Below are 21,831 nucleotides of genomic sequence, written 5' to 3'. Positions count from 1 at the left end.
TTCAACGCCAAGCCAAAGGCGCAGGGCGCCAAGCCCTTGTTTTAAATGGTGTTTTTCTGCGGCACGGCCGATGGACCTGGGCCGGAGCCTCTTCGAAGTCGCGGTGCAAGAACGCAACGCTCAGGTCGCGGGTGTCTGCAAGTTGCAACACTTGAAGCAGAAAGGGGCTGCCGAATCACTTCGGCAGCCCCTGTGTGCATGGTGCCCGGGACCGGAATCGAACTGGTGACCTTCGCATTACGAATGCGCTGCTCTACCAACTGAGCTACTCGGGCGTCGTTCTGAAAAGCATCAGCGGCTCAGAACAGCCCGACACTATAGCGCATTCCATGGCGCTGGCCTGCAAGAATCGCGGCATGCCACGCGCGTCTGTGTTGTCCACCGCCTTCCGAACCCTGTTCGATCCACCGGCGCGCAGCGCATGGCGCTGGTGCTGGGCCCTGTTGTGTGCGGTGGTGGCGATCGCTGCACTGACGCCCGCAGACAGCGCCCCCACCATGACACCGAGCGACAAGATCGACCACTTTCTCGCCTTCGCTGCTTTGGCGGGCGCGGGTGCGCTGTCGATGCCCGACCGGCTGCGCAACCGGCTCATCGTCGCCACCACGATGCTGGCCTTCGGGGCTGGCATCGAGTGGGGCCAGACCTTCGTGCCCGGCCGCTTCGGGGATGTGGCCGACGTGCTGGCCGACGGCGTGGGCGTGCTGCTGGGTCTGGGCGCCGTGTGGCTGCTGCGCCGCCGCCTTGCGGCCTGATTGCGGGAGGCCAGATCGATCGTTTTCAGTGGCTCACTCCTTGAGCCACTGAGCTTCCACACTGCCTGCATCACCTGGGCATGGGGCCCGGGCCGCCCTGGAGATGCAGATGATCCAAGCCACCCTTGCCTTCCCCGCCAGCCAGGCAGCCGTGTCAGGCGCCACCACCACCACGATCGACGACGCCACGGGCTTCGACCTCGGATGGGACCATGCGCACCACGGCCTCGTCCCACCCGCCGAACTGCTGCTGGACACCACTTCCATCGGCCAGGGCTGGCGGGCCGGGCGCGCCGTGTTCGGGCGCCGCACGCTGAACAGCAACCGCCACACCCGAGCCTGGCTCGCGCTGCGGATCCAGGCTTGGCGGGAAGGCGTGCCGTTCGATGCGCAGCAGGTCAATCCGGCCTACCTGGCTCAACTCGACACCCCGCGCTGCCCCGTACGCCGCACCCCGCTGGGCGGACCGCACGGCCATGATGACGCTGCCGTCATCGCGCGCCTGAACCCCCGCGCCGCCTACGCCGCGGGCAATCTGGTGGTGATGAGCCACCGCGCAGCGCAGGCGCGTGCAGGCCTCGATGTGCTGGACACGCTGCGCTGCGGCCGGGCTGCCGAGCGCGGCGGCGAACCGGTGGCGGGGCTGGACGCCGGCGCGTGGTGGCGTCTGGCCACGCTGCAGGCCTGTACGACCCCGCTGCCCTTCCACGAGGCCGCCAGCCTGCCGATGGCAGTGCTGCCGCCCAACCGCGTGCGCGTGCTGAATGCCAGCCAGGGCCTGCAGGCCTGGTTGACACGCCTCTTCCTCGCGCCCGGCTGGAGCGCCCGAACGCGGGCGCTGGCGCAGTTGCTGCCCGCGCACACCCTGCGGACCGATTTCAACCTCTTCATCGGCGCGCTGGCGCCGCGCGTCATCGAGGCCGGTACCGAACCCCTGGCGCTGCGCCACGCGCTGGAAGACGCCTGGCTGCACGAACGTGTGCAGCGCAGGTGGCAGCACTTCATCCTGAGCCTGGGCGAGGCGGGCACCGAGGCGCTGCTGAAGCGCGCTGCGGAAGCCGGCGGGGCAGGCGTGCGGGCGGTCTGTCATCCTTGGGCGCAGGCCACCGAAAACTGGGGCATCAACGCGCGCATCGAATCAAGAGGCGACCCGATGCAGGCCCCGCGGGCCCCAGTTGCACGCCGGTCCGCGTTTCGCCCCGCGCGGGTGCCAGCCACAACCCTGGGGGCTTCGGCCTGAGCTTCTGCGTCTCATGCAGGGCGCGCCGCCACCGCGCCCAAGCCCCCGAAGAAGAGGGCCGTCACGACCGGTGCCAGCGTCTCATGGCTCAAGCGACCGCCTGGCTTCAGCCAAGTGAAGGTCCAGTTGATCATGCCGAAGAGCAGCATCGCCAAGGGGGTGTGCAGGGCCGCGGCCTGCAGTTCGGGGCGGCAGGCGGCCACGGCCTCGGAGAAAGCGGCCACGACCCGGCGCTGTGCGGCCAGCACGGCTTCGCGGGCCTCTTCGTCGAGAAACTTCACGTCTTCGGTGAGCACGCGGTGTTCGTGCTCGGCGCTGGCGTAGGCGCGCATGAATCTTTCGATCAGCGCCTGCAGGTGGGGCTGCGGAGCCAGCGCTTCGGCGCGCACGGCTTCGATCAAGCCTTCCAGCCGCGCCACATGGCCCGCAGTGATCATCAGCAGCAGGCCGTGTTTGTCGCGCACGTAGTGGTACAGCGTGGCCTTGCTGACGCCGCAGGCGGCCGCCACCTCGTGCATCGTCGCCGCGGTGTAGCCGCGCGTGGCGAAAAGGCGCGCCGCGGCGGCGAGGATCTGCTCGCGCTGGCCGTCGAAACCGGCCGACCGGGGGCGGGCCATCAGCGTTCGTCGAACGAGAGCACGACAGGCTCGCCCAGCGGTCGCGCCTGGCAGGCGAGCACGAAGCCGCGCGCCACGTCGTCGGGCTCCAGCGCGAAGTTGCGCAGCATCTCCACAGGCCCGGCCACCACGCGCGCGCGGCAGGTGGCGCACACGCCGCTGCGGCACGAGAACGGCAAGTCCAGGCCCGCGCGCGCAGCAGCGGCCAGCAGGTTGCCATCGGCCGGCAGATAGCGGATGTCGCGCGCCACGCCGTCGCGCAGCACACGCACCGGCACCACCTCACCCACCGCAGCGCCAGGCACAGCCTCGGCCGTTGTGGCGATGGGCGCGCCGAAACGCTCGATGTGGATCTGCGCCCCCGGCAGTCCAGCCTGCAGCAGCACGGCCTCGACTTCGTCGTTCATCGCGTGGGGCCCGCAGACGAAAGCCGCATCCACCGGGCCGCACAGGCGCAGCAGGATCTGCAGCTTCCCGGCATCCAGCCGGCCGGCCTGCAGTGGCTGGTCAACGGCCTCGCGCGAGAACACGGTGTGCACCGCCAGACGCGCGAGATGGCGGTTCTTCAGGTCGGCCAGCTCTTCGCGGAACATCGTGCTGGCCCAGTGGCGGTTGGCGTAGACCAGCGTGCAGCGCGTGTGCGCGTCGCCGTCCAGCGCCGCCTTCACGATGGAAAGCAGCGGGGTGATGCCGCTGCCGCCAGCCACTGCCAGCACGTTCCGGGGCCGCGCCGAAAGAGCCGCACCGAAACGCCCTTGCGGCGGCATCACATCGACCTCCAGCCCCACGTGCGCTTGCTCGTGCAGCCAGGTGCTGAAGGCACCGCCCGGCACGCGCCGCACGCCCACGCGCAGCGGCTCGCCCGGGGCGGCGCAGACCGAGTACGAGCGGCGCAGTTCCTCGCCATTGACGGTGGCGCGCAGGGTGAGGTGCTGGCCCGGCGCGAAGGCGAAGGTCTCGGCCAGCGCGGCAGGCACTTCGAAGCCCAGCACCAGCGCGTCTTCGGCCTCGGGCCGCACGTCGGCCACGCGCAGCCGGTGGAAGGTGGTGCTGGCGCTCATGGCGGCGGCCTCAGATCGGCTTGAAGTGTTCAAAGGGTTCACGGCAGGCCAGGCAGCGGTGCAGCGCCTTGCACGCCGTGCTGCCGAAGGCCGAGAGGCGCTCGGTCTCGAAGCTGCCGCAGCGCGGGCATTCGACGTTGCGCGGGCGCAGGCGCAGCACGGCGGCGCCCGGTGCCACCTCTGCCGACGCGCAGGCGCCGGGCGGCGCGATGCCGTACTCACGCAGCTTGCGCCGGCCTTCCACGCTGATCCAATCAGTCGTCCAAGCCGGGGCGTGGCGGTGCACCACCTCGGTCGGGCCCAAGCCCGCGGCGTCCAGCGCCTGCACCACGCTCTGCGCGATCACTTCCGTGGCCGGGCAGCCGCTGTAGGTGGGCGTGAGCACCACGCGCAGCGTGGGCTCCAGCGGCTGCACTTCGCGCACGATGCCCAGATCGCAAAGGCCGAGCACCGGGATCTCGGGGTCAGGCACGGTGCGCAGCACCGCCCAGGCCGCGAGCTCGCGCGGGTGCAGGCTGTCGCCTTGCACGCTCTCAGCTGCACTCACCAACGGCCCCCGGGGTGCTGGCGCTGCAGCACCTGCATCTCGGCCAGCAGGTAGCCCAGGTGTTCGCTGTGGCGGCCTTGCGTGCCGGTGCTGCGGAAGGGCGTGTCGGGCGGCAGCGTGAGGCCTGCGGCCGCGAAGACTTCGGCCACCTCGGCCTGCCAGGCCGCACGCAGGTCCTGGCGCGCCGGGCCCAAGCCGCTGGTACGCGCGGCTTCGTCCACCGCGTCGTGCTCGAACATCTCGGCCGTGTAGGGCCACAGGCGCTGCACGGCGGCGGCCATGCGGCGTGCCGATTCCTCGGTGCCATCGCCCAGGCGCTGCACCCAGTCGGCGTTGTGCTGCTGGTGGTAGCGCGCTTCTTTCAGGCTCTTCGCGGCGATGCCGGCCAGCGTTTCGTCGCGGCTGGTCTGCAGCGCCGCGCAGGCGGCTTTCAGCCAGCTGGCCAGCACGAAGTTGCGCAGCACGGTGTCGGCGAAGTCGCCACCGGGCGCGTGCGCGCCGGGCTTGCGCAGCGGCTGCTCCACGAGGGTGAGGTTGAAGAACTGGTCGTGCTCGCGCCAGTAGGCGAGGCGGTCTTCGTCCAGGCCCTGCCCTTCCAGCGCGGCAGCGTGCGTCAGCAGCGCGCGCGCCTGGCCCAAGAGGTCCAGCGCCATGTTCGTGAGCGCAATGTCCTCCTCCAGCACCGGCGCGTGGCCGCACCATTCCGACAGGCGCTGGGCGTGCACGAGGCCCGTGTCGGCCAAGCGCAGCACGTACTGCAGTTCGGGCGTCAGGCGCAGTTGCACGGCGGTGGCGGTGGCTGCGTCCATCACAGGTGCCGCACGCCTTCTGGCAGCTCGTAGAAGCTGGGGTGACGGTAGACCTTGTCTTCCATCGGATCGAAGTACATCGCGCGGTCGCCGGGGTCGCTGGCGGTGATGTCGCTGCTCTTCACCACCCAGACGCTGCAGCCCTCCTGCCGGCGCGTGTAGACCTCGCGGGCCAGTTGCACCGCCATCTTCGCGTCGGCGGCGTGCAGGCTGCCGCAGTGTTTGTGGTCCAGGCCCGACTTCGGGCGCACGAACACCTCGAACAGCGGCCACTCATCGCGCGGGCTCTCGGCAGCAGGGGCGCTCATGCCGCCTGCTCCTGCGCCGCCGCGCGCTCGGCCTGCTTGCGCGCATGCGCCAGCGCCGCCTCGCGCACCCAGACGCCCTCTTCCCAGGCGTTCACGCGCGCGGCCAGGCGTTCGCGGTTGCAGGGGCCGTGGCCACCCACCACGCGCCAGAACTCGGCCCAGTCGATGGGCCCGAAGTCATGGTGGCCGCGCTCGGCGTTCCACTTCAGTTGCGGGTCGGGCAGTGTCACGCCCAGCACCGCGGCCTGCTCCACGCAGGCGTCGACGAACTTCTGCCGCAGCTCGTCGTTCGAGAGGCGCTTGATGCCCCAGCGCGCGCTCTGCGCGCTGTGCGTGCTCTCGCCATCGGGCGGGCCGAACATCATCAGGCTGGGCCACCACCAGCGGTTCACGGCGTCCTGCACCATCGCGCGTTGGGCCTCGGTGCCCTCTTCCATCATCACGCGCAAGCTGTCGAAGCCCTGGCGCTGGTGGAAGCTCTCTTCGCGGCAGATGCGCACCATCGCACGGGCATAGGGCGCGTAGCTGCAGCGCGTGAGCGGCACCTGGTTCATGATGGCCGCGCCGTCCACCAGCCAACCGATCACGCCCACGTCGGCCCAGCTCAGCGTGGGGTAGTTGAAGATGCTGCTGTACTTGGCCTGGCCGCTGTGCAGGGCCTGCAGCATCTGGTCGCGGCTCTGGCCCAGGGTCTCGGCGGCGGCGTAGAGGTAGAGGCCGTGGCCGGCCTCGTCCTGGATCTTCGCCAGCAGGATGGTCTTGCGCTTGAGCGTGGGCGCACGTGTCACCCAATTCGCCTCGGGCAGCATGCCCACGATCTCGGAATGCGCGTGCTGGCTGATCTGCCGCAGCAGCGTCTTGCGGTAGTGCGCGGGCATCCAGTCTTTCGCTTCGATGAAACCGCCTTCGCCCACGTGGGCCTCGAAGCGCGTTTCCAGCGCAGCCTCGTCGGCGCTGCGCACGGCGGCGCGGGCCTCGGGCGGGGCGGTGTCCATGGCTTGTGTGTACATGCCGGGTCTCCTGGGGGCTCAGCGCGGGCGCTGATCAATCACGCGGCGGGCCTTACCCACCAAGGTGCGTTCGATGCTGTCGGGCAGGCCCACGTCGACCGTGGCCGTCACGCCGATCAGCGCCTTGATCTGGTGCTGCAGTTCGCGCGCCAGCACTTCGCGGTCAGCGTGCATGTGGGCCGGCGTGAGTTCGCAGCGCACACGCAGTTCGTCCAGCAGCCCGCTGCGCGTGACCACCAGCTGGTACTGGCCCGAGAGCTGGCCGTGGCGCAGCACGATCTCTTCCACCTGCGTGGGGAAGAGGTTCACGCCGCGGATGATGAGCATGTCGTCGCTGCGGCCGACGATCTTGCCCATGCGCCGCATGCCGCGCGCCGTGGGCGGCAGCAGCCGCGTGAGGTCGCGCGTGCGGTAGCGCACCAGCGGCAGCGCTTCTTTCGTCAGGGTGGTGAAGACGAGTTCGCCTTCTTCCCCGTCGGGCAGCACGGCGCCGGTTTCGGGGTCGATGATCTCGGGATAGAAGTGGTCTTCCCACACCACCGGGCCGTCCTGCGTTTCCACGCATTCGCAGGCCACGCCCGGGCCCATCACCTCGCTCAGGCCGTAGATGTCCACGGCCTTCAAGTCGGCGCTGGCCTCGATGTCGGCGCGCATGGCTTCCGTCCAAGGCTCGGCGCCGAAGATGCCTACGGCCACGCTCATCGCGCGCGAGTCTTTGCCCTGGCGGCGGAACTCCTCGACGATCACCTGCATGTAGCTGGGCGTGACCATGATGAGGTCGGGCCGCAGGTCTTCGATCAGCTGCACCTGCTTCTCGGTCTGCCCGCCGCCCAGCGGCACCACGGTGCAGCCCAGGGCCTCGGCGCCGTAGTGCGCGCCCAGCCCGCCGGTGAAAAGGCCGTAGCCGTAGGCCACCTGCACGATGTCGCCCTGGCGCCCGCCCGCGGCACGGATGCTGCGCGCCATCAGGTGCGCCCAGGTGTCGATGTCGGCCTGGGTGTAGCCCACCACCATGGGCTTGCCGGTGGTGCCGCTGCTGGCGTGCAGGCGCACCACCTGTTGGCGCGGCACCGCGAACAGACCGAAGGGGTAGTGGCGCCGCAGGTCGGACTTGGCGGTGAAGGGGAACTTCGCCAGGTCGGCCAGGCTGCGGCAGTCTTCGGGGTGCACGCCGGCGGCGTCGAAGGCTTGCCGGTAGTGCGGCACGTTCTCGTAGACGCGGCGCAGCGTGTCTTGCAAGCGCTGCAGTTGCAGGGCCTGCAGCTCATCGCGGCTGGCGCGTTCGATGGGCTCCAGCTCGTGCGCGGCCGGTTGGAAGACGGGCATGGTTTCAGGTCTCCTGCGGCGGTGCTGCGTTCAGGTGCTGGCGGCCGGCGCCGCCTGCGGGCCGACGGGCAGGCCTTCCACCAGCGCCCGCCCTTTCATCGTGTACGAACGGCCGCGGAACACCGCCACCGCCTCGCCGCGCTGGTTGTGCACGGTCACGTCGTACACCCCCGTGCGGCCAGACTTGCTGAGCTCGCGCGCCTGCGCCGTGAGCAAATCACCCAGGCGGGCGGCGGCCAGCAGGTTGACGTCGAAGCCGGCGGCCACCGTCACCTCGTTGTAGGCGTTGCAGGCGAAGGCGAAGGCGCTGTCGGCCAGCGTGCTGATGAAGCCGCCATGGCAGATGTGGTGGCCGTTGAGCAGGGCCTCGTGCACGCGCATGGTGAGCGTGGCGCTGCCCGGCCCGACGGCCCGCACCTCGATGCCGAGATGGCGCGAAGCGCGGTCGTCGTGCCACATCGCGTCGCGCGAGGCTTCGGCCACTTGCTGGGGGGTGGGGGTCTCGGCCATGGGGCGCTTCAGCGGTCGGTGAAGGTCGGCGCGCGCTTGGCCTTGAAGGCGGCCACGCCTTCGGCGAAATCGTGCGCGTGGCCCAGCTCGCGCTGCAGCGTGGCTTCCAGCGCCAGCGCATCGCCGAAGTCCATGGGCGCGGCTTCGTCCAGCGCGCGTCGCGTGGCGACCAGGGCCTGCACCGGCAGCGCGGCGAGCCGATGGGCCAGCGCCAGCGCGCTGTCCACCAGCGCGGCGTCGTCCACGGCCTGCCAGATCAGGCCCATCGCCACGGCCTCGTCGGCCGGCAGCTTGTCGCCCAGCATCGCCAGGCCCAGCGCACGCGCCCGGCCCACCAGGCGCGGCAGCAGCCAGGTGCCGCCGCAATCGGGCACCAGGCCGATCTTGCTGAAGGCCTGGATGAAGCTGGCGCTGCGCGCGGCCACCACCAGGTCGCAGCACAGCGCGAAGTTCGCCCCGGCGCCGGCGGCCACGCCGTTGACGGCCGCCACCACCGGCACCGGCAGGCTGCGCACACGCCGGGCCAACGGGCGGTAGTGGCGCTCGATGACGGCGCCGACATCGACCTCGCCGCCCACCATGGCCGGGTCGTTGAGGTCTTGCCCGGCGCAGAAGCCGCGGCCGGCGCCGGTGATGACGACGGCGCGAACGGCACTGTCGTCGGCCGCGGTGTTCAGTGCGGCCAGCAGTTGGCCGTGCATCTCGGCCGTGAAGCTGTTCAGCGCGGCCGGGCGGTTCAGCGTCAGCAGGCGCACGGGGCCGTGGGTGGCCTGCAGAACCAGGGCTTCGGACATGCGGGGGCTCCTTGGGCAGCGGGCCCGCAAGCCCGCTACTGCCATTCTTCGACCGGTTGGTCGATGAATTCTGCGGGCCGGCGCCGGCGGGCGGGCCTGGGAGAATCCCGCCCTCGATGCTCTCGCCCCTGCCCCACCCCACCGAAGCCGCTCCCGCCGGCCTGCCCAGCCCGCCGCGCCTCGTGCTGCTGGCACCGATGGAAGGCGTGCTCGACCACGACCTGCGCGACGTGCTCACCCGCGTGGGCGGCATCGACCGCTGCGTCTCGGAGTTCATCCGCGTCACCGACCAGCTGCTGCCACCGCGCGTGTTCTTCCGCCTGATGCCCGAGCTGCGCCACGGCAGCCGCACGCCCGCCGGCACACCGGTGCGGGCGCAGCTGCTGGGCAGCGACCCGGCCTGCCTGGCCGACAACGCCGCGCGCCTGGCGGAGCTGGGTGCCGAGGGCGTGGACCTGAACTTCGGCTGCCCCGCCAAGACCGTGAACCGCCACCGCGGCGGCGCCGTGCTGCTGGACGAGCCCGAGCTGGTGCACCGCATCGTGGCCGCGGTGCGGCGGGCGGTGCCGGCGGCCGTGCCGGTGTCGGCCAAGATGCGCCTCGGCCACCTGGACGAAGCACGCATGCTCGACAACGCTCGCGGCATCGAAGCCGCTGGCGCGGCCGAGTTGGTGGTGCACGGCCGCACCAAGCTGCAGGGCTACAAGCCGCCGGCCTATTGGGACCGCATTGCGCAAATCCGCGCCGCGGTGGCACTGCCCGTCATCGCCAACGGCGAGGTGTGGAGCGTGGCCGATGCCGAGCGCTGCCTGCAGGAGAGCGGCTGCGACGCGCTGATGCTGGGCCGCGGCCTGGTGGGCGACCCGGGCCTGGCGCTGGCCCTGCGCGGCCGTGCCGGCCCGCCCTGGCCGGTGCTGCTGGGGCTGCTGCGCCTGTATGGCCGGTTGATCACGCCGCGCGTCGCACCGCGCCACCGCGGCGGGCGCTTGAAGCAGTGGCTGAACATGCTGCGCAAGAGCCACCCCGGCGCGCAGCAGGCCTACGAGGCGGTGCGCGAACTCAACGACGCGGCGCGCATCGACGAGCGCCTGGCGGCCCTGGAAGCCACGCTGCCTGCCGAAGCCGCAAGCCAGAAAGAATGAAGCCCCTGCGCTGGCGCGCAGGGGCTTCGGTGTGGGTACTTCAGGCGCCGGTCACGGGTTCCGGAACTCCACCCAGTGGTGTGGTCGGTTGCCGCCTGCAGTGAGTGAACTATCGCATGGCTCCGTGACGTTGTCGTGACGATGAGAACGGCCTTTGCCCCCCAGTTCACGGGGCCCGGGCGCGCCGGGCCGGCAATCCGTCACACCACGCCGAAACGCCCTTCCAGGTGCGCCAGCAGCGTGCGCAGCGTCTGCGCCTCGCCGCCGGCCGGGCGGCCGGGGCGACTCTCGCTGTTCCACGCAAACAGGTCGATGTGCAGCCACTCCACGCTGGCCGGCACGAAGTCGTCGAGGAAGAGCGCGGCCGTCACGGCGCCGGCCATCGGGCCCTTGCCGGTGTTGACAATGTCGGCGATGTCGCTCTCGATGCCGCCGTGGTAGTCGTGCCAGAGCGGCATGTGCCACAGCGGGTCGTGCAGTTGCAGGCCCAGGTCCACCAACTCCCGCGCCAGCTCCATGCGGCGCGTGAACAGCGCCGGCAGCTGCGGCCCCAGCGCCACGCGGGCCGCGCCCGTGAGCGTGGCCATGTCGATCATCAGCGCGGGCTGGCTCTCGGCGCCGTAGGCCAGCGCGTCGCACAGGATCACGCGGCCCTCGGCGTCGGTGTTGCCGATCTCGATGTGCAGGCCGGCGCGGGTCTTGAACACGTCGCCGGGGCGGAAGGCGTTACCGCTGATGGCGTTTTCCACCGCCGGAATCAGCAGCTGCAGGCGCACCGGCAGCTTCAGCGCCATCACCATCTGCGCCAGGCCGAGGGCGTTGGCGGCGCCGCCCATGTCCTTCTTCATCAGGCGCATGGCGTCGGCAGGCTTGATGTCCAGGCCGCCACTGTCGAAGCACACGCCCTTGCCGACGATGCACAGGCGCGGGTGCTTGTCGCTGCCCCAGTTCAGCTCGATGAGGCGCGGCGCGCGGTCTTCGGCCGCCGCCCGGCCCACGGCATGGATGGCGGGGAAGTTGCCGGCCAGCAGCTTGTCGCCCACCACCTGCTTGAACTTGGCGCCGTGCTGCTTGGCCACCAGGCGCACGGCCTCGGCCAGGTGGGCCGGGCCCATGTGCTCGGCCGGCGTGTTGACGAGGTCGCGCGTGGTGGCCGAGGCGCCGGCCAGGATGAGCGCGCGCTGTGTGGCGGGCGTGGAGGGCAGGCTCAGCTGCGCGGGCTCGCGCCGCACGGGTTTGTAGGTGTCGAAGGTATAGCCACCCAGCTCCCACGAGAAGGCGGCGGCCCCCAAGTCCAGCGCGAGGCCGAGTTCACCCAGGTGGTAGTGGCCGGGGGGCAGCGCCTTCGGCAGGCTGGCCAACGCCCAGGGGTGGTTGGCGCTGCGCACGCCGGCCCACACGGCCTGCAGGCTGCCATCGGCGGCGGGCAGCAGGGCGTGGGTGTCGGGCGCGCCGGTGAAGCCGGTGGCCTGCAGCCAGCGGCGCGCGGCGGGGTCCAGGGTCTGGGTGAGGGCCGCGAACTGCGCGCGGTCGACGGCGTGGATGGGCACACTGCCGCGCTGCGGCTTGGCGAGATGGACAGTCATGGTTTTGACCAAGTGGCGATGGGGCGCATTGTCCTGCCACCGCGAAAGCGCTGCGGCCACCGGGCCCGGGCCGGTGTCGATTCACGCCGCGCGGGTGCATTTCGTCGCAGCGCGGTGGAGCCGCGGGCCACGGCGCCCGAAGATTCATCCATCGCAACACACCGCGGCCCCCGCGGCCCCCAGGAGCCCGCCATGAACCCCTTCAAGCTGATCACCCGCCCGGTCAAGGATGTCACCGACGCCATCGTGATGCCCTTCCGCGCGCTCTTCGTCATCGGGCTCACCGGCTTCATCAACTACTTCACCTACAGCGGCCACTGGTGGTTCAAGTGGGTCGCCTTCGGCATGGGCATCGCCGTGCTGGTGGCCTGGGCGCGTGCGGCCAAGACGCTGCTGCTGCTGGCCCTGGTGGCCTTCGTCGGCTGGAAGATCTACCAGCGCTACGGCGCCGCCGCGCGCCAGCGTTTCGACGACTGGGTCGCCAGCACCCAGCCGCAGGCCGCACAGGTGATCCAGGCGCTGCGTGCGCCGGCGCCGCCCGTGCCGCCGGCTGCGGGGGCTTGACACGGCTGCGCAGCCCAGCGCCCAGCAAAAAGGCCGCCCGAGGGCGGCCTTTTGCATGGCGCGAGAACAAGCCTCAGGCTGCAGGCGTCTCGGCGGCCGAGCGCTCGACGTGCCAGTCGACCAGGCGGCGCATGTTGCCCATCGACACCCAGTGCAAATGCACCAGGCCCAGCACGCCGGTGCGGTGCAACTCGCCCACCACGTTGTCGGGCAGCTCGGTCATCTTTTTCTCGTCGACGGTGAGGAAGCCGTCCACGGTGTGCTGGCGCCCGTCGGGCAGGGTGGCGTCGAAGCGCATCTCGCGCAGCACGTCCAGCTCCAGCAGCTTCTTGCCGACCAGGCGCGTGCGCTGGATCTCGGCTTCCAGCGTCTCGAGGTAGGGCGTCATTTCCTTGAGCAGGTCGCCTTGTTCACCGGCTTCGGTGAACAGCGGCTGGCCTTCGGTCTCGCTGGCGCCCTTCCAGGCGGTGTCGACACAGATCGCGAAACGGTCGTCGTCGATGCGCGCGATGCAGAAGGGGTAGGCGCGCAGCACCGCGGGGATGTACTGCGCGCGCCAGCGCTCGCCCGTGACGTACAGGTTCTGGTTCTGCACCAGGCCGAAGACGGCGATCGGGGCGATGGCGTCGGTGCCATCGGGCTCCTTGCCGGCCTTCACGAAGACGATGGGGAACTCGCGGCAGACGTCGCCGAACTCGGCGGCGGCCACGAACATCGCATTGAGCTGGTCGGCCACGCGCCAATCGGTCACGGGCATCTGCAGCTTGAGCTTGCGGTGGGTCACACTGTCCAGCGCGGTGGGCTGGCGGTGCAGGTTCTGATTGATCAAGTTTCTTCTCCGGGGGTTTCTGTGCGGCTCACCAGCACCTTGTCGACACGCTTGCCGTCGAGGTCGACGACCTCGAAGCGCCAGCCTTCCCACTCCACCGTGTCGGCGGTGCGGGGCAGGCGGCCCAGCAAGAGCATGATCATGCCAGCCAGCGTGTTGTAGCGGCCCCGGTCTTCCTCAGGGAGTTCCTTGAGTTCGAGGCGGTCCTTGAACTCGGGCACGGGAATCAGGCCGTCCAGCAGCCAGGTGCCGTCGGCACGCTGCACGGCCCAGGCGTCATCGTCGCTGGGCGCGCCAAACTCGCCGGTGATGGCCTCGAGCAGGTCGCGCTCGGTGATGACGCCCTGCACCGCGCCGTACTCGTCGACCACGAACACGAGGTCGGTGCGCGAGACGCGGAAGTGCTCCAGCAGTTCCATGCCCGAGAGCGTTTCGGGCACGAAGACCGGCGGCGCCATGTGGGCGTGGATGTCCAGCGTCTGCCCGCTGGCCAGCGGCTGCAGCAGCTTGGCGGCATTCAGCACGCCCAGCACGTCGTCCAGCGAGCCGCGGCAGACCGGAAAACGCGTGTGGCCGCTGGCGGTGATGGTGGTCAGCAGCGACTCGACGCTGTCGGCCGCATCCAGCCACACGATCTCGGCGCGCGGGATCATCATCGAGCCGATCTGCCGCTCGTCGAGGCGGAAGACGTTGCGCACCATCTGGTGCTCCTGCGCCTCGATCACGCCCGATTCGACGCCCTCTTCCAGGCTGGCGGCGATCTCTTCTTCCGTCACGCTGCGCGTGGGCCCGCCGCTGATGCCCATCACGCGCAGCACGGCATTCGTGCACACGCTCAGCAGCGCCACCAGCGGGCGCGTGGCGGTGCTCAGCCAGTTCATCGGCCGCGCCACCAGGCGGGCGATGGTTTCGGGAAACATCTGCCCCAGGCGCTTGGGCACGAGTTCGCCGAAGATGATCGTCAGGATGGTGATGATCACCACCACCAGGCCCGTTGCACCGTAGCTGGCGGTCGTCGCAGCCACGCCGAAATCGTCGATCAGCCAGGCAGCCAGCGGTGCGGCAAAGGCGTTTTCACCGACGATGCCGTTCAGCACACCGATCGAGGTGATGCCGATCTGCACGGTGGAGAGGAACTTGGTGGGGTTCTCGTGCAGGTCCATCGCGGCCTGCGCACCGGGTTCCTGCCCTTCCACCATCACCTGCAATCGCGCCTTGCGCGATGCCGTGAGGGCCATTTCCGACATGGCGAAAACGCCGTTGAGGAGGATCAGGAAAACAAGGAGGGTGAGGTCCATGCGCGCCGCAGCGTGCGCTTGCGGTGGCCGTTGAAACGGGGCGGAGCGTAGCAGAATCGCCCCATGCTCCATCTCATCGGCGACGTGCAAGGCTGCGCGCAGGCTTTGCAGCGCTTGCTGGCAGAGATCGGCTTTTCGCCTTCGCGCGGGCGCCTCGTGATGCTCGGCGACCTGGTCAATCGCGGGCCAGATTCACTGGGCGTGCTGAAGATGCTGAGCGGCTTTGGCGATGCCGCCACGTGCCTGCTGGGCAACCATGACCTGCATCTGCTGGCCGTGGCCCAGGGCGTGCGCAGCCTGCACAAGGGCGACACTTTCCAGGACGTGTTGGGTGCACCCGAGAGCGCGCACTGGCTGCAATGGCTGCGCCAGCAGCCGCTGGCGCACACCGAGGCAGGCTGGCTGTGTGTTCATGCCGGCCTGGTGCCGCAGTGGACGGGCACCCAGACCCTGGCCCTGGCCGCTGAGGTGCAGGCCGTGCTGCGCGGGCCGGATCTCCCTGGTTTCTTGCGGGTGATGTATGGCAATGAGCCGCGGCGCTGGGCCGACTCGCTGCAAGGCGCGGAGCGCCTTCGGTTCATCGTCAACACGCTCACGCGCATCCGCTTCTGTGCGGCCGACGGCACGCTCGACTTCAAAACCAAGGAGGGCGCCGGCGGCGCGCCGCCGGGCATGCAGCCGTGGTTCGAGGTGCCCGGCCGCCGCAGCGCCGGCGAGCCCATCGCCTTCGGCCACTGGAGCACGCTGGGCCTGGTCAACCGGCCGGACGTGCTCGCCCTCGACACCGGCTGCGTCTGGAGGGGTGCCCTCACCGCGGTGCGAGTGGATGGTGGGCGGCGCGAAGTGGTGCAGGTTGATTGCGAAGCGGCGCAGCGACCCGGCTGAGGGGCGGGCTGGCGGCCCGCGGCCGCCTCAGACGTGGACCTAGAATGCACACCGAGGCCGATGGTCTCCGTGGAAGCTTGGCAGAGTGGTCGATTGCACCGGTCTTGAAAACCGGCAACCCGCAAGGGTTCCAGGGTTCGAATCCCTGAGCTTCCGCCAAGCGCATGCACCTCGCACGGTGGCCAGCCGTCAGGCCTGTTGCCTGCCGAGGCTGGCGTTCAAGGCGGCGGCAGCAGGTCGATCAAGCGACGCGCGGCCGCCTCCACCGGCACCTGCGCCGTGTCGATGCGCAAGGCGGGCTCCAGCGGTGTCTCGTAGGGCGAACTGATGCCAGTGAACGCCGGAAGCAGCCCTTGTCGGGCCTGGCGGTACAGCCCTTTGGGGTCGCGTGCCTCGGCCACGCTCAGCGCCGTGTCGATGTGGATCTCGAAGAAGCGTCCTTCCTCAAACAGCGCCCGCGCCCGCGCGCGGTCTTCGCGGAAGGGCGAGATCAGCGCCACGATGACAACGAGACCGGCATCGGCCATCAACCGGGCCACTTCGGCGGCACGTCGGACATTCTCGGCGCGGTCGGCCTCGCTGAAGCCCAGGTCGCGGGTCAAGCCGCGGCGCAACTCGTCCCCATCCAACACCGCGGCAGCACGACCCTGATCGCGCAAGGCCCGACAGGTCGCCTGGGCGATGGTGGACTTGCCCGCGCCCGAAAGGCCGGTGAGCCACAGCACCGGTGCAGGCCTGACGATCGGCGGCAAAGGTGCGGCTTGCTTCAAGGCCCAGACCTCGGGAAGCAACGGCGGGAAGCAGGGAGCCTCGTGCAGAACGGGGACATGCGGCGGCGTGAAAACGAAAAAGGCTCCGGTGGTGACCGGAGCCTTCGCGGGCCAGCAGCCGAGGCTGCTGTGTCGGAATCAGCCGCGACGGCGGCGGGCCATGAAGCCGAGCACGCCCAGACCGGCCAGCATCATGGCGTAGGTGCCAGGTTCCGGCACGGCACTGGCGAGCACCACGTTGTCAGCCGAGGGCCACAGGAAGCCGGTGGTCGGCTGCACCGAGGCCAGCGTGGCCGAAATGATGCCGGTGGTGGAGACGAAACCCAGGAAGCTGCTCTCGGCAGCATTGACGATGGTCTGCGTGACCGTGCCGCTGCTGTCGGTAGCCGTCAGCACCACGTTCCCGGGGGAGAACAGGCCGCTGATGTTGCTGCCGAAGAAGTTGCCGCCAAAGCCCACGACGCCCGTGGAGAACCCGTAGAACGAAATCGTGTCGGTGGCGGTGTTGGTCGACAGGAAGGGGTTGGCCGTGGAGCCGCCGCCGAAGAAAGTGCCCGCAGGGCCGGCGTCGGCGGTGTAGGTGTAGCTGCCCGCCGTGCGCGTGACCGGGCTGGGCGTCCCGCTGGTGATGCTGAAGCCCGCGAAGGTGTCCGTGCCCGGGTTCGCGGTGGCAGCGTTGAAGGCTGCCAGCGAGGTGTACACGGTGATGTCGGCTTGAGCGACGCCGGCGGTGGCCAGCAAGGCAGCCAGGGCCAGAGGCTTGAGCATGGACGACTTGACGATCATTGAAACCCCTTGTTGTCGGATGGAAGACGCCGCTCCTCCTGGGATGCGGGCGTGAGACTCTTCTAGCGGAGGCCAGTCTCTGCCCCACAGAAGCCAGCGGCAACCCCCGACATGAGGGTCTCACGCCCTGCAAGTGTTCAGCATTGAACGCGACGGGCCAGGAACATGGCCCCGCTGACTCGGCACCGTGCAGCGCAGCGTGGCCGCGCGCACGGAACTCAGGTGTCGAGCACGCGCAGTTGCAGGGCTTCAGCGGGTGCGCGGGCGGCTGGTCGCACGGCCTCGCGTTCGACCACACGCGCCGAAGGCGAGTGCAGTTCGCCCTGCATCTGCACTTCGGCCGGCCCTGCGCCGGGGGCGAGGTGCCCCAGCGCGGCGTAGGCCGCCGCGAGGGCAGCGTCATCACCCGTGTCGGGCTCCGGCTCCTGGGCCAGGCTGGGCGCGTTGTCGATGACCGCGGCCGTCTGGTAGTTCTCCGGGTCACCCGGCGCGCGGTGCTCGCGGTCGATGATGGCCACCGCCATCTTCGAGCGCAGGCTGGCCAGGCCGACGGGCGACCAGTTCGTGACCAGGCCCTCCAACTGCGCCAGGGCCTTTTCCAGCACATCCACCGGCAGCTTGTGCAGCGCCTTCAGCCCCCGCTTGGCGACGGCCTGTTCGACGAACACCAGATGGCGCAGCGCGGATCGGGTCTCGGGCAGCTCGTCGAGCAGCGCGGCGAGCTGCTCGCGCATCACCCGCAGCTCTTCCTTCTCGCGCCTGACCTCCAGCTCCTCGCGCGTGGGCGGCTTCTTCAGCCGCGCCTCGGCCGGCTGCAGGACCAGCTTGACGGTGCCCCCCTCGCGTCTGACGCCGATGTCATGCTTGAAGAAAGCACGCACGCCCGCGCGCACGCGCCGCAGAAGGGCCATCGGGGACGGAAAGGAGCGCGAGGTCATGGTCGGGCGTTGAAACATCGTCGCGGGCCTGAACGCCGCATGACGACATTTTCGGAACCGGGTCGCCCGTCTTGAACCGGCTTTGTGAGCAAAGGCTTCTGGCCCGGCGCCCGTCATGGGCCCGCTGCGTCAGGCGATGCAGGTGCGGTTCTTGCCCGTGCGCTTGGCTTCGTAGAGCGCCTCATCGGCACGCTCCAGCGCGGCCTGCAGGGTCTCGCCTGCGCGCCAAGCCGTCACGCCGCCCGAAAAGGTGACGAAGACCTCGCGGCCATCGTGGAGGAACAGCGCCTCGCTGAGACTGCGCTGCAGGCGCGTCATGACCTGCTGGGCTTCGCCATCCGGCAAGCCGGGCAGCAGCAGCACGAACTCCTCGCCGCCGAAGCGCGCCAGATGGTCCACCGGACGCAGGCGCTCGCGCACCGCGGCAGCCAGAGACTTCAGGGCCTGGTCGCCGGCCGCGTGGCCGAGGCTGTCATTGAGCTTCTTGAAGTTGTCGATGTCGATCAGGCCCACGGCCAGCGCGGCGCCCGCCTCGCGCTCGCAGCGGGCGCGCTCGATCTCGAAGGCCTGGTCGAGCCCCCGGCGGTTGGCCACCTGCGTGAGCGCATCGGTCGACACCTCGTCGGAAAGGCGCCGAAGTTCGCCTTCAAGCTCCCGCACCTTGCCTTCCAGTGCATCGGCCCGCGCGCGGTCGGCGTGCAGACGTTCCTGTGACCGGCCCACGGCCGTCTGCACGGCACGGGTGTCCTGCAGCAGCGCCTGCACCACCTGCGCCAGGCTCTCCAGCGTCTGGGCCTGCTCGATGGCCTGCGCGTGCTGCGCGGTGGCAAGCTGGAAGCGGCCGGCGTGGTCGCCCAGTTCACCCACCTCCACCACCATGTCGTGGATGAGTTGCTTGAGCGCGTCGCGAGCGGCCTGGCGCTCGGCCCGCACCCGCTGCTGGCGCAGGCGCGTTTCGGACAGCAACACACCGGCAGCGCGCACGCCACGGGCCGAGGCCGGGCCCTCTTCCAGCGCTTGCTGCAGCGCCTGGGCCTGGCCGCGGGCCCAGCTCTCGTCTTCGGCAAGTTCCACGAGGCCGGCGGTGAGCTCGCGGCACAGGGCCGAAAGCTCGTCGATCAGGTGGTGGCGGTGGCCGAAGAAGCGCCGGGCCTGCGCGCACAGGGCCTCGCAGGCTGCGGTGAGGTCGGGGGTCGGGCCTTCGCTGGCCAGTGCGTCGGCCAGGCGCTTGAGCTGGTCGGCCAGCGCCTCGGCGCGCGGCAAGGCTGGCGGCAGGGCTGCGCCCAGCGTCTGGTGCAGCGTGCCGAGCACCGGCCGCCAGATCTCGGCGGGAGGCTCGTCACGCCCCTCTTCGGGCGGGCTTGCCTCCAGGCCGGTCTGTGCCGGGTCGGCCGCCTGGTCGCTCTCCCAGGCACCCATCAGCGACTGCAGCCGCTGCAGCAGGCGCTGGGCATCGCTGCGGCTGCCCTCGAGCACGCGCTTCAGGCTGTCCTTGCGGCGCGCAGCCGTCCACTGACGGCCGCCGCGGTCGAGGCCACGCACCACACGTTCGAGCAGGGCGGCCCAGGCCTGCCCCTGGGCCCGCAGCTCTTGCGCGCTGGCGGCGGCAGGCGCCGCGGCCCCGGCCGCACCGCCAGCCGCCGGTGGCGGCAACCCGGCTTCCTCGGCGTAGGCACGGGCATAGTTTTCGGGTGTGGGCTCCAGGTGGGCCTGGGCCAACCTGCGCAGAGCTCCCTTGGCAATGCTGGCTGCAGGCGTGGCGGCAACGGCGCGGCCGCCCGCTGGCGGGTTGGAGGCGCCGTCCATCAGCGCAGGCGGCGGGCGATGCCGGTGCGGACCGGTTCCTCACCGGGAGCTTCCAGCACGTTGTCCATCCACGCCGCTCGGCGGGGTGACTGCAGGTCGGTCAGCCACACTTCCAACTCGGCCGCGCCCACCGGTTTGCTGAACAGGAAGCCCTGCATCACGGTGCAGCCCAGGCGGAACAGCACTTCCTTCTGGCGCAGTGTCTCCACACCCTCGGCCACCACACGCAGGCTCAGCGACCGCGCCAGGGCGATGATGGCCGTCACCACCGCGCTGCTCTGCGGCGCGATGCCGAGTTCGCGCGTGAAGCTGCGGTCGATCTTGAGCTCGCTGATGGGCAGCGTCGTCAGGTAGGCGAGGCTCGAATAGCCTGTGCCGAAGTCATCGATGGAGATCTCGACCCCGATCTCGTTGAGCCGGTGCAGCGTGGGCATCACACCCTGCAAATCGGCCATCAGGCTGTTCTCGGTGATCTCCAGCATCACCGCGCGGTGGGGCATGTTGGCGGCCGTCACGCACTGGTGGATGTGCTCGACCAGGTCGCTGCGCTCGAACAGGCGGCTGGGCAGGTTCACGGCGATGGACTGGTCGAAGCCGAACTTGTCGCGCCAGTCGCGCGCCTGCCACGAGGCCTGGCGCAGCGCCCACTCCGACAGCGGCACGATGAGCCCGGTTTCTTCCGCCAACGGAATGAACTCGCCCGGCGGCACCAGCTTGTTGCCGCGCTGCCAGCGCATCAGCGCTTCCACGCCCACCATCCGCGCGGCACGCACGTCGACCTTGGGCTGGTAGTGCAGCACGAGTTCGTCGCGCTCGATGGCACGGTGCAGCGCGGTCTCCAGTTCCAGCTTCTCGCGGCCCAGGCCGGCGAGTTGGGGGCTGTAGATCGCGCTGGCGTTCTTGCCCTGGGCCTTGACGGAGTACATCGCCACGTCGCTGTTGCGCAGCAGGTCGACGACCGTGGTCCCATCGCGGGGAAAGAGGGCCACGCCCACGCTGGCGGTGACGAAACACTCCTGACCGGCCACGAAGATGGCCTCGCGCAAGGATTCGAGGATGCGTTGAGCCACGCGCTCGGCGTCGGCGTCATCCACCACTTCGGGCAGCAGCGCGACGAACTCGTCACCCCCCAGGCGGCCGACGGCCTCCAGCGAGCGGTGCGAGCGGCTGCCCACCAGTTCCAGTTGACCGTCGGCGATCTCCTCGCTGTGGCGCACGCAGGCACGCAGGCGGCGGCCGACCTGTGTCAGCAGTTCATCGCCGGCACTGTGGCCGAGCGTGTCGTTGATGATCTTGAAGCGGTCGAGGTCGATGAGCAGCAGCGCGCACTGGTGGTTGCCACGGCGCGCGTACTCCAACGCACGCTCGGCACGCGCAATCAGCTGGCGGCGGTTGGGCAGGCCCGTGAGCGAGTCGAAATTGGCCAGTTCCTTGATCTGGTCTTCGGCCTGTCGGCGCTCGGTCACGTCCTGCACGATGCCGGTGTAGCCGATGCCGTGGCCGTGTTCGTTGAACTCGGGCTCGGCCTCGATGTGGATGATGCGCTGGCGCCCGTCGAAGAGCACGATGCGCACGTCCTCGGCCAGCACCGAGGCGTGGCGGATGGCGTCGTGCAGCTTGCGCGAAAGCTGCGCCCGATCGACACGCGGCACCATGCGCAGCAGCATGCGCAGCGTCACGCGCTCCTGGGGGCCGAAGCCCAGCACCCGCAGCGCCTCGGGCAGCAGCAGCAGGCCGCCTTCGGCACGACGCCAATCGAAGCTTCCCATGCGGGCGAGGTCTTGCGCTCGGGCCAGCTTGGCGCGGTTGCGTTCGAGTTCCATCCGCGTGCGCGAGGCACGCAGCAGGTAATGCAGGCGGCCCGACAGCAGGCTCCACTGCGTGGCCTTGACGAAGAAGTCGGTGGCGCCCACCTGGTAAGCCCGCGTGATGGAGGCGTCGTCCTCCAGGCCGGTGAGCATCAGCACCGGCACGTTCTCGAAGCCCGGCGTGCGGCGCAGGCGACGGCAGGTCTCGAAGCCGTCCAGGCCCGGCATCATGGCGTCGAGCACGATGATGTCGGGCGTCCAGTCGCGCAGCAGTTCGAGCGCCCGTTCGCCGCTGGACGCTTCGGTGATGACGAAACCGCGTTCGCGCAGGGCCAGCGCCGTCAGCAACAGGTTGACCTCGTCGTCGTCCACCAGCAGCACTTCGGGCTGGGCCGTGTGGCTGGCATCGGCGAAGGGGTGCGGTGAAGTCATCGGCACAGGC

The 21,831-nt window shown here is 70.1% G+C and carries 22 protein-coding genes and 2 tRNA genes; 6 read left to right on the top strand and 18 right to left on the bottom strand.

Annotated features, from left to right (window positions below):
* Nucleotides 1-199: 199 nt before the first annotated feature.
* Nucleotides 200-275: transfer RNA gene (locus EOE66_RS15715), tRNA-Thr, on the bottom strand.
* A 222-nt stretch (nt 276-497) separates the two neighbouring features.
* On the opposite strand from EOE66_RS15715, the gene EOE66_RS21835 reads away from it, so the two are divergent.
* Nucleotides 498-755, top strand: a complete 258-nt coding sequence (locus tag EOE66_RS21835; protein WP_164885123.1) for a VanZ family protein — start codon at nt 498-500, stop codon at nt 753-755.
* Nucleotides 756-864: 109 nt separating this feature from the next.
* Nucleotides 865-1,995, top strand: coding sequence for a hypothetical protein (locus EOE66_RS15705; protein WP_128229642.1), 1,131 nt, complete (start codon nt 865-867; stop codon nt 1,993-1,995).
* An 11-nt stretch (nt 1,996-2,006) separates the two neighbouring features.
* Here EOE66_RS15705 and EOE66_RS15700 read toward each other — a convergent pair whose 3' ends face one another.
* The 9 genes from EOE66_RS15700 to EOE66_RS15660 are packed head-to-tail and all read right to left on the bottom strand — an operon-like array spanning nt 2,007 to nt 8,977.
* On the bottom strand, nt 2,007-2,612 hold the full coding sequence (locus tag EOE66_RS15700; RefSeq protein ID WP_128229641.1) for a TetR/AcrR family transcriptional regulator: 606 nt from the start codon (nt 2,610-2,612) through the stop codon (nt 2,007-2,009).
* Nucleotides 2,612-3,673 carry a 2Fe-2S iron-sulfur cluster-binding protein gene (locus tag EOE66_RS15695; RefSeq protein ID WP_128229640.1) on the bottom strand — a complete coding sequence of 354 codons (1,062 nt, stop codon included), beginning with the start codon at nt 3,671-3,673 and terminating at the stop codon, nt 2,612-2,614. Before EOE66_RS15695 ends, EOE66_RS15700 begins: the two co-directional genes overlap by 1 nt.
* A gap of 10 nt (nt 3,674-3,683) precedes the next feature.
* The gene (paaD, locus tag EOE66_RS15690; RefSeq protein WP_245479057.1) at nt 3,684-4,220 is read right to left on the bottom strand and encodes a 1,2-phenylacetyl-CoA epoxidase subunit PaaD; all 537 of its coding nucleotides are present in this window, start codon (nt 4,218-4,220) and stop codon (nt 3,684-3,686) included.
* Nucleotides 4,217-5,029: a 1,2-phenylacetyl-CoA epoxidase subunit PaaC gene (gene paaC, locus EOE66_RS15685; RefSeq protein ID WP_128229638.1), complete on the bottom strand. Its 813-nt coding sequence runs from the start codon at nt 5,027-5,029 to the stop codon at nt 4,217-4,219. Before paaC ends, paaD begins: the two co-directional genes overlap by 4 nt.
* Nucleotides 5,029-5,337 carry a 1,2-phenylacetyl-CoA epoxidase subunit PaaB gene (gene paaB / locus EOE66_RS15680; RefSeq protein ID WP_128229637.1) on the bottom strand — a complete coding sequence of 103 codons (309 nt, stop codon included), beginning with the start codon at nt 5,335-5,337 and terminating at the stop codon, nt 5,029-5,031. The genes paaC and paaB overlap by 1 nt, the downstream gene beginning before the upstream one ends.
* Complete coding sequence (paaA, locus tag EOE66_RS15675; protein ID WP_128229636.1) at nt 5,334-6,347, bottom strand: 1,2-phenylacetyl-CoA epoxidase subunit PaaA; 1,014 nt, start codon at nt 6,345-6,347, stop codon at nt 5,334-5,336. The genes paaB and paaA overlap by 4 nt, the downstream gene beginning before the upstream one ends.
* An 18-nt stretch (nt 6,348-6,365) precedes the next feature.
* On the bottom strand, nt 6,366-7,673 hold the full coding sequence (gene paaK / locus EOE66_RS15670; RefSeq protein ID WP_128229635.1) for a phenylacetate--CoA ligase PaaK: 1,308 nt from the start codon (nt 7,671-7,673) through the stop codon (nt 6,366-6,368).
* Between the two features lie 30 nt (nt 7,674-7,703).
* Nucleotides 7,704-8,183 carry a hydroxyphenylacetyl-CoA thioesterase PaaI gene (gene paaI, locus EOE66_RS15665; protein ID WP_128229634.1) on the bottom strand — a complete coding sequence of 160 codons (480 nt, stop codon included), beginning with the start codon at nt 8,181-8,183 and terminating at the stop codon, nt 7,704-7,706.
* 8 nt (nt 8,184-8,191) lie between these two features.
* Nucleotides 8,192-8,977 carry an enoyl-CoA hydratase-related protein gene (locus EOE66_RS15660; RefSeq protein ID WP_128229633.1) on the bottom strand — a complete coding sequence of 262 codons (786 nt, stop codon included), beginning with the start codon at nt 8,975-8,977 and terminating at the stop codon, nt 8,192-8,194.
* A 197-nt stretch (nt 8,978-9,174) separates the two neighbouring features.
* Here EOE66_RS15660 and EOE66_RS15655 point away from each other — a divergent pair, with 197 nt between their 5' ends.
* Entirely contained in the window at nt 9,175-10,119 is a 945-nt protein-coding gene (locus EOE66_RS15655) for a tRNA dihydrouridine synthase (RefSeq protein ID WP_128229752.1), read from the top strand.
* A 200-nt stretch (nt 10,120-10,319) separates the two neighbouring features.
* Here EOE66_RS15655 and EOE66_RS15650 read toward each other — a convergent pair whose 3' ends face one another.
* Nucleotides 10,320-11,705, bottom strand: coding sequence for a leucyl aminopeptidase family protein (locus tag EOE66_RS15650; RefSeq protein WP_128229632.1), 1,386 nt, complete (start codon nt 11,703-11,705; stop codon nt 10,320-10,322).
* A gap of 192 nt (nt 11,706-11,897) precedes the next feature.
* On the opposite strand from EOE66_RS15650, the gene EOE66_RS15645 reads away from it, so the two are divergent.
* On the top strand, nt 11,898-12,269 hold the full coding sequence (locus EOE66_RS15645) for a 2TM domain-containing protein (RefSeq protein WP_128229631.1): 372 nt from the start codon (nt 11,898-11,900) through the stop codon (nt 12,267-12,269).
* A gap of 73 nt (nt 12,270-12,342) precedes the next feature.
* On the opposite strand, the gene EOE66_RS15640 is transcribed toward EOE66_RS15645, so the two are convergent.
* Together EOE66_RS15640 and EOE66_RS15635 are read right to left on the bottom strand one after the other, a co-directional pair.
* Nucleotides 12,343-13,098: a SapC family protein gene (locus tag EOE66_RS15640; protein ID WP_128229630.1), complete on the bottom strand. Its 756-nt coding sequence runs from the start codon at nt 13,096-13,098 to the stop codon at nt 12,343-12,345.
* On the bottom strand, nt 13,095-14,396 hold the full coding sequence (locus EOE66_RS15635; protein WP_128229629.1) for a hemolysin family protein: 1,302 nt from the start codon (nt 14,394-14,396) through the stop codon (nt 13,095-13,097). Before EOE66_RS15635 ends, EOE66_RS15640 begins: the two co-directional genes overlap by 4 nt.
* A 63-nt stretch (nt 14,397-14,459) precedes the next feature.
* Between EOE66_RS15635 and EOE66_RS15630 the strand changes: the two genes are divergently transcribed.
* Together EOE66_RS15630 and EOE66_RS15625 are read left to right on the top strand one after the other, a co-directional pair.
* Complete coding sequence (locus EOE66_RS15630; protein ID WP_128229628.1) at nt 14,460-15,281, top strand: symmetrical bis(5'-nucleosyl)-tetraphosphatase; 822 nt, start codon at nt 14,460-14,462, stop codon at nt 15,279-15,281.
* 71 nt (nt 15,282-15,352) lie between these two features.
* A tRNA-Ser gene (locus EOE66_RS15625) sits at nt 15,353-15,440 on the top strand.
* 59 nt (nt 15,441-15,499) lie between these two features.
* Here EOE66_RS15625 and cysC read toward each other — a convergent pair.
* The 5 genes from cysC to EOE66_RS15600 all read right to left on the bottom strand — a co-directional run bounded on the left by cysC (nt 15,500) and on the right by EOE66_RS15600 (nt 21,821).
* Nucleotides 15,500-16,033 carry an adenylyl-sulfate kinase gene (cysC, locus tag EOE66_RS15620; protein WP_310733110.1) on the bottom strand — a complete coding sequence of 178 codons (534 nt, stop codon included), beginning with the start codon at nt 16,031-16,033 and terminating at the stop codon, nt 15,500-15,502.
* A 156-nt stretch (nt 16,034-16,189) separates the two neighbouring features.
* Nucleotides 16,190-16,837 (bottom strand): PEP-CTERM sorting domain-containing protein, encoded by a 648-nt coding sequence (locus tag EOE66_RS15615; RefSeq protein ID WP_205702710.1) that lies wholly within the window; start codon nt 16,835-16,837, stop codon nt 16,190-16,192.
* 218 nt (nt 16,838-17,055) lie between these two features.
* On the bottom strand, nt 17,056-17,748 hold the full coding sequence (locus tag EOE66_RS15610) for a hypothetical protein (protein ID WP_128229626.1): 693 nt from the start codon (nt 17,746-17,748) through the stop codon (nt 17,056-17,058).
* A 156-nt stretch (nt 17,749-17,904) separates the two neighbouring features.
* Nucleotides 17,905-19,581: a GGDEF domain-containing protein gene (locus EOE66_RS15605; protein ID WP_128229625.1), complete on the bottom strand. Its 1,677-nt coding sequence runs from the start codon at nt 19,579-19,581 to the stop codon at nt 17,905-17,907.
* Nucleotides 19,581-21,821, bottom strand: a complete 2,241-nt coding sequence (locus EOE66_RS15600; RefSeq protein WP_128229624.1) for a putative bifunctional diguanylate cyclase/phosphodiesterase — start codon at nt 21,819-21,821, stop codon at nt 19,581-19,583. The genes EOE66_RS15605 and EOE66_RS15600 overlap by 1 nt, the downstream gene beginning before the upstream one ends.
* Between the last annotated feature and the right edge of the window lie 10 nt (nt 21,822-21,831).

It is taken from the genome of Rubrivivax rivuli (assembly GCF_004016505.1).
Lineage (GTDB): Bacteria > Pseudomonadota > Gammaproteobacteria > Burkholderiales > Burkholderiaceae_C > Rubrivivax > Rubrivivax rivuli.
Note: the sequence above shows the minus strand (reverse complement) of the source record. Positions and strands in the feature narration are given on the sequence as shown.

What these genes read in the sequence shown, in the direction of transcription:
- EOE66_RS15610 (WP_128229626.1), bottom strand. Translation starts at nt 17,748, where the DNA reads ATGGCCCTTCTGCGGCGCGTGCGCGCGGGCGTGCGTGCTTTCTTCAAG.
- EOE66_RS15615 (WP_205702710.1), bottom strand. Translation starts at nt 16,837, where the DNA reads ATGATCGTCAAGTCGTCCATGCTCAAGCCTCTGGCCCTGGCTGCCTTG.
- EOE66_RS21835 (WP_164885123.1), top strand. Translation starts at nt 498, where the DNA reads ATGACACCGAGCGACAAGATCGACCACTTTCTCGCCTTCGCTGCTTTG.
- EOE66_RS15600 (WP_128229624.1), bottom strand. Translation starts at nt 21,821, where the DNA reads ATGACTTCACCGCACCCCTTCGCCGATGCCAGCCACACGGCCCAGCCC.
- EOE66_RS15635 (WP_128229629.1), bottom strand. Translation starts at nt 14,396, where the DNA reads ATGGACCTCACCCTCCTTGTTTTCCTGATCCTCCTCAACGGCGTTTTC.
- EOE66_RS15655 (WP_128229752.1), top strand. Translation starts at nt 9,175, where the DNA reads ATGGAAGGCGTGCTCGACCACGACCTGCGCGACGTGCTCACCCGCGTG.
- paaC (WP_128229638.1), bottom strand. Translation starts at nt 5,029, where the DNA reads ATGGACGCAGCCACCGCCACCGCCGTGCAACTGCGCCTGACGCCCGAA.
- EOE66_RS15700 (WP_128229641.1), bottom strand. Translation starts at nt 2,612, where the DNA reads ATGGCCCGCCCCCGGTCGGCCGGTTTCGACGGCCAGCGCGAGCAGATC.
- paaK (WP_128229635.1), bottom strand. Translation starts at nt 7,673, where the DNA reads ATGCCCGTCTTCCAACCGGCCGCGCACGAGCTGGAGCCCATCGAACGC.
- paaI (WP_128229634.1), bottom strand. Translation starts at nt 8,183, where the DNA reads ATGGCCGAGACCCCCACCCCCCAGCAAGTGGCCGAAGCCTCGCGCGAC.
- EOE66_RS15605 (WP_128229625.1), bottom strand. Translation starts at nt 19,581, where the DNA reads ATGGACGGCGCCTCCAACCCGCCAGCGGGCGGCCGCGCCGTTGCCGCC.
- EOE66_RS15660 (WP_128229633.1), bottom strand. Translation starts at nt 8,977, where the DNA reads ATGTCCGAAGCCCTGGTTCTGCAGGCCACCCACGGCCCCGTGCGCCTG.
- paaA (WP_128229636.1), bottom strand. Translation starts at nt 6,347, where the DNA reads ATGTACACACAAGCCATGGACACCGCCCCGCCCGAGGCCCGCGCCGCC.
- EOE66_RS15645 (WP_128229631.1), top strand. Translation starts at nt 11,898, where the DNA reads ATGAACCCCTTCAAGCTGATCACCCGCCCGGTCAAGGATGTCACCGAC.
- EOE66_RS15695 (WP_128229640.1), bottom strand. Translation starts at nt 3,673, where the DNA reads ATGAGCGCCAGCACCACCTTCCACCGGCTGCGCGTGGCCGACGTGCGG.
- EOE66_RS15650 (WP_128229632.1), bottom strand. Translation starts at nt 11,705, where the DNA reads ATGACTGTCCATCTCGCCAAGCCGCAGCGCGGCAGTGTGCCCATCCAC.
- paaB (WP_128229637.1), bottom strand. Translation starts at nt 5,337, where the DNA reads ATGAGCGCCCCTGCTGCCGAGAGCCCGCGCGATGAGTGGCCGCTGTTC.
- EOE66_RS15705 (WP_128229642.1), top strand. Translation starts at nt 865, where the DNA reads ATGATCCAAGCCACCCTTGCCTTCCCCGCCAGCCAGGCAGCCGTGTCA.
- EOE66_RS15630 (WP_128229628.1), top strand. Translation starts at nt 14,460, where the DNA reads ATGCTCCATCTCATCGGCGACGTGCAAGGCTGCGCGCAGGCTTTGCAG.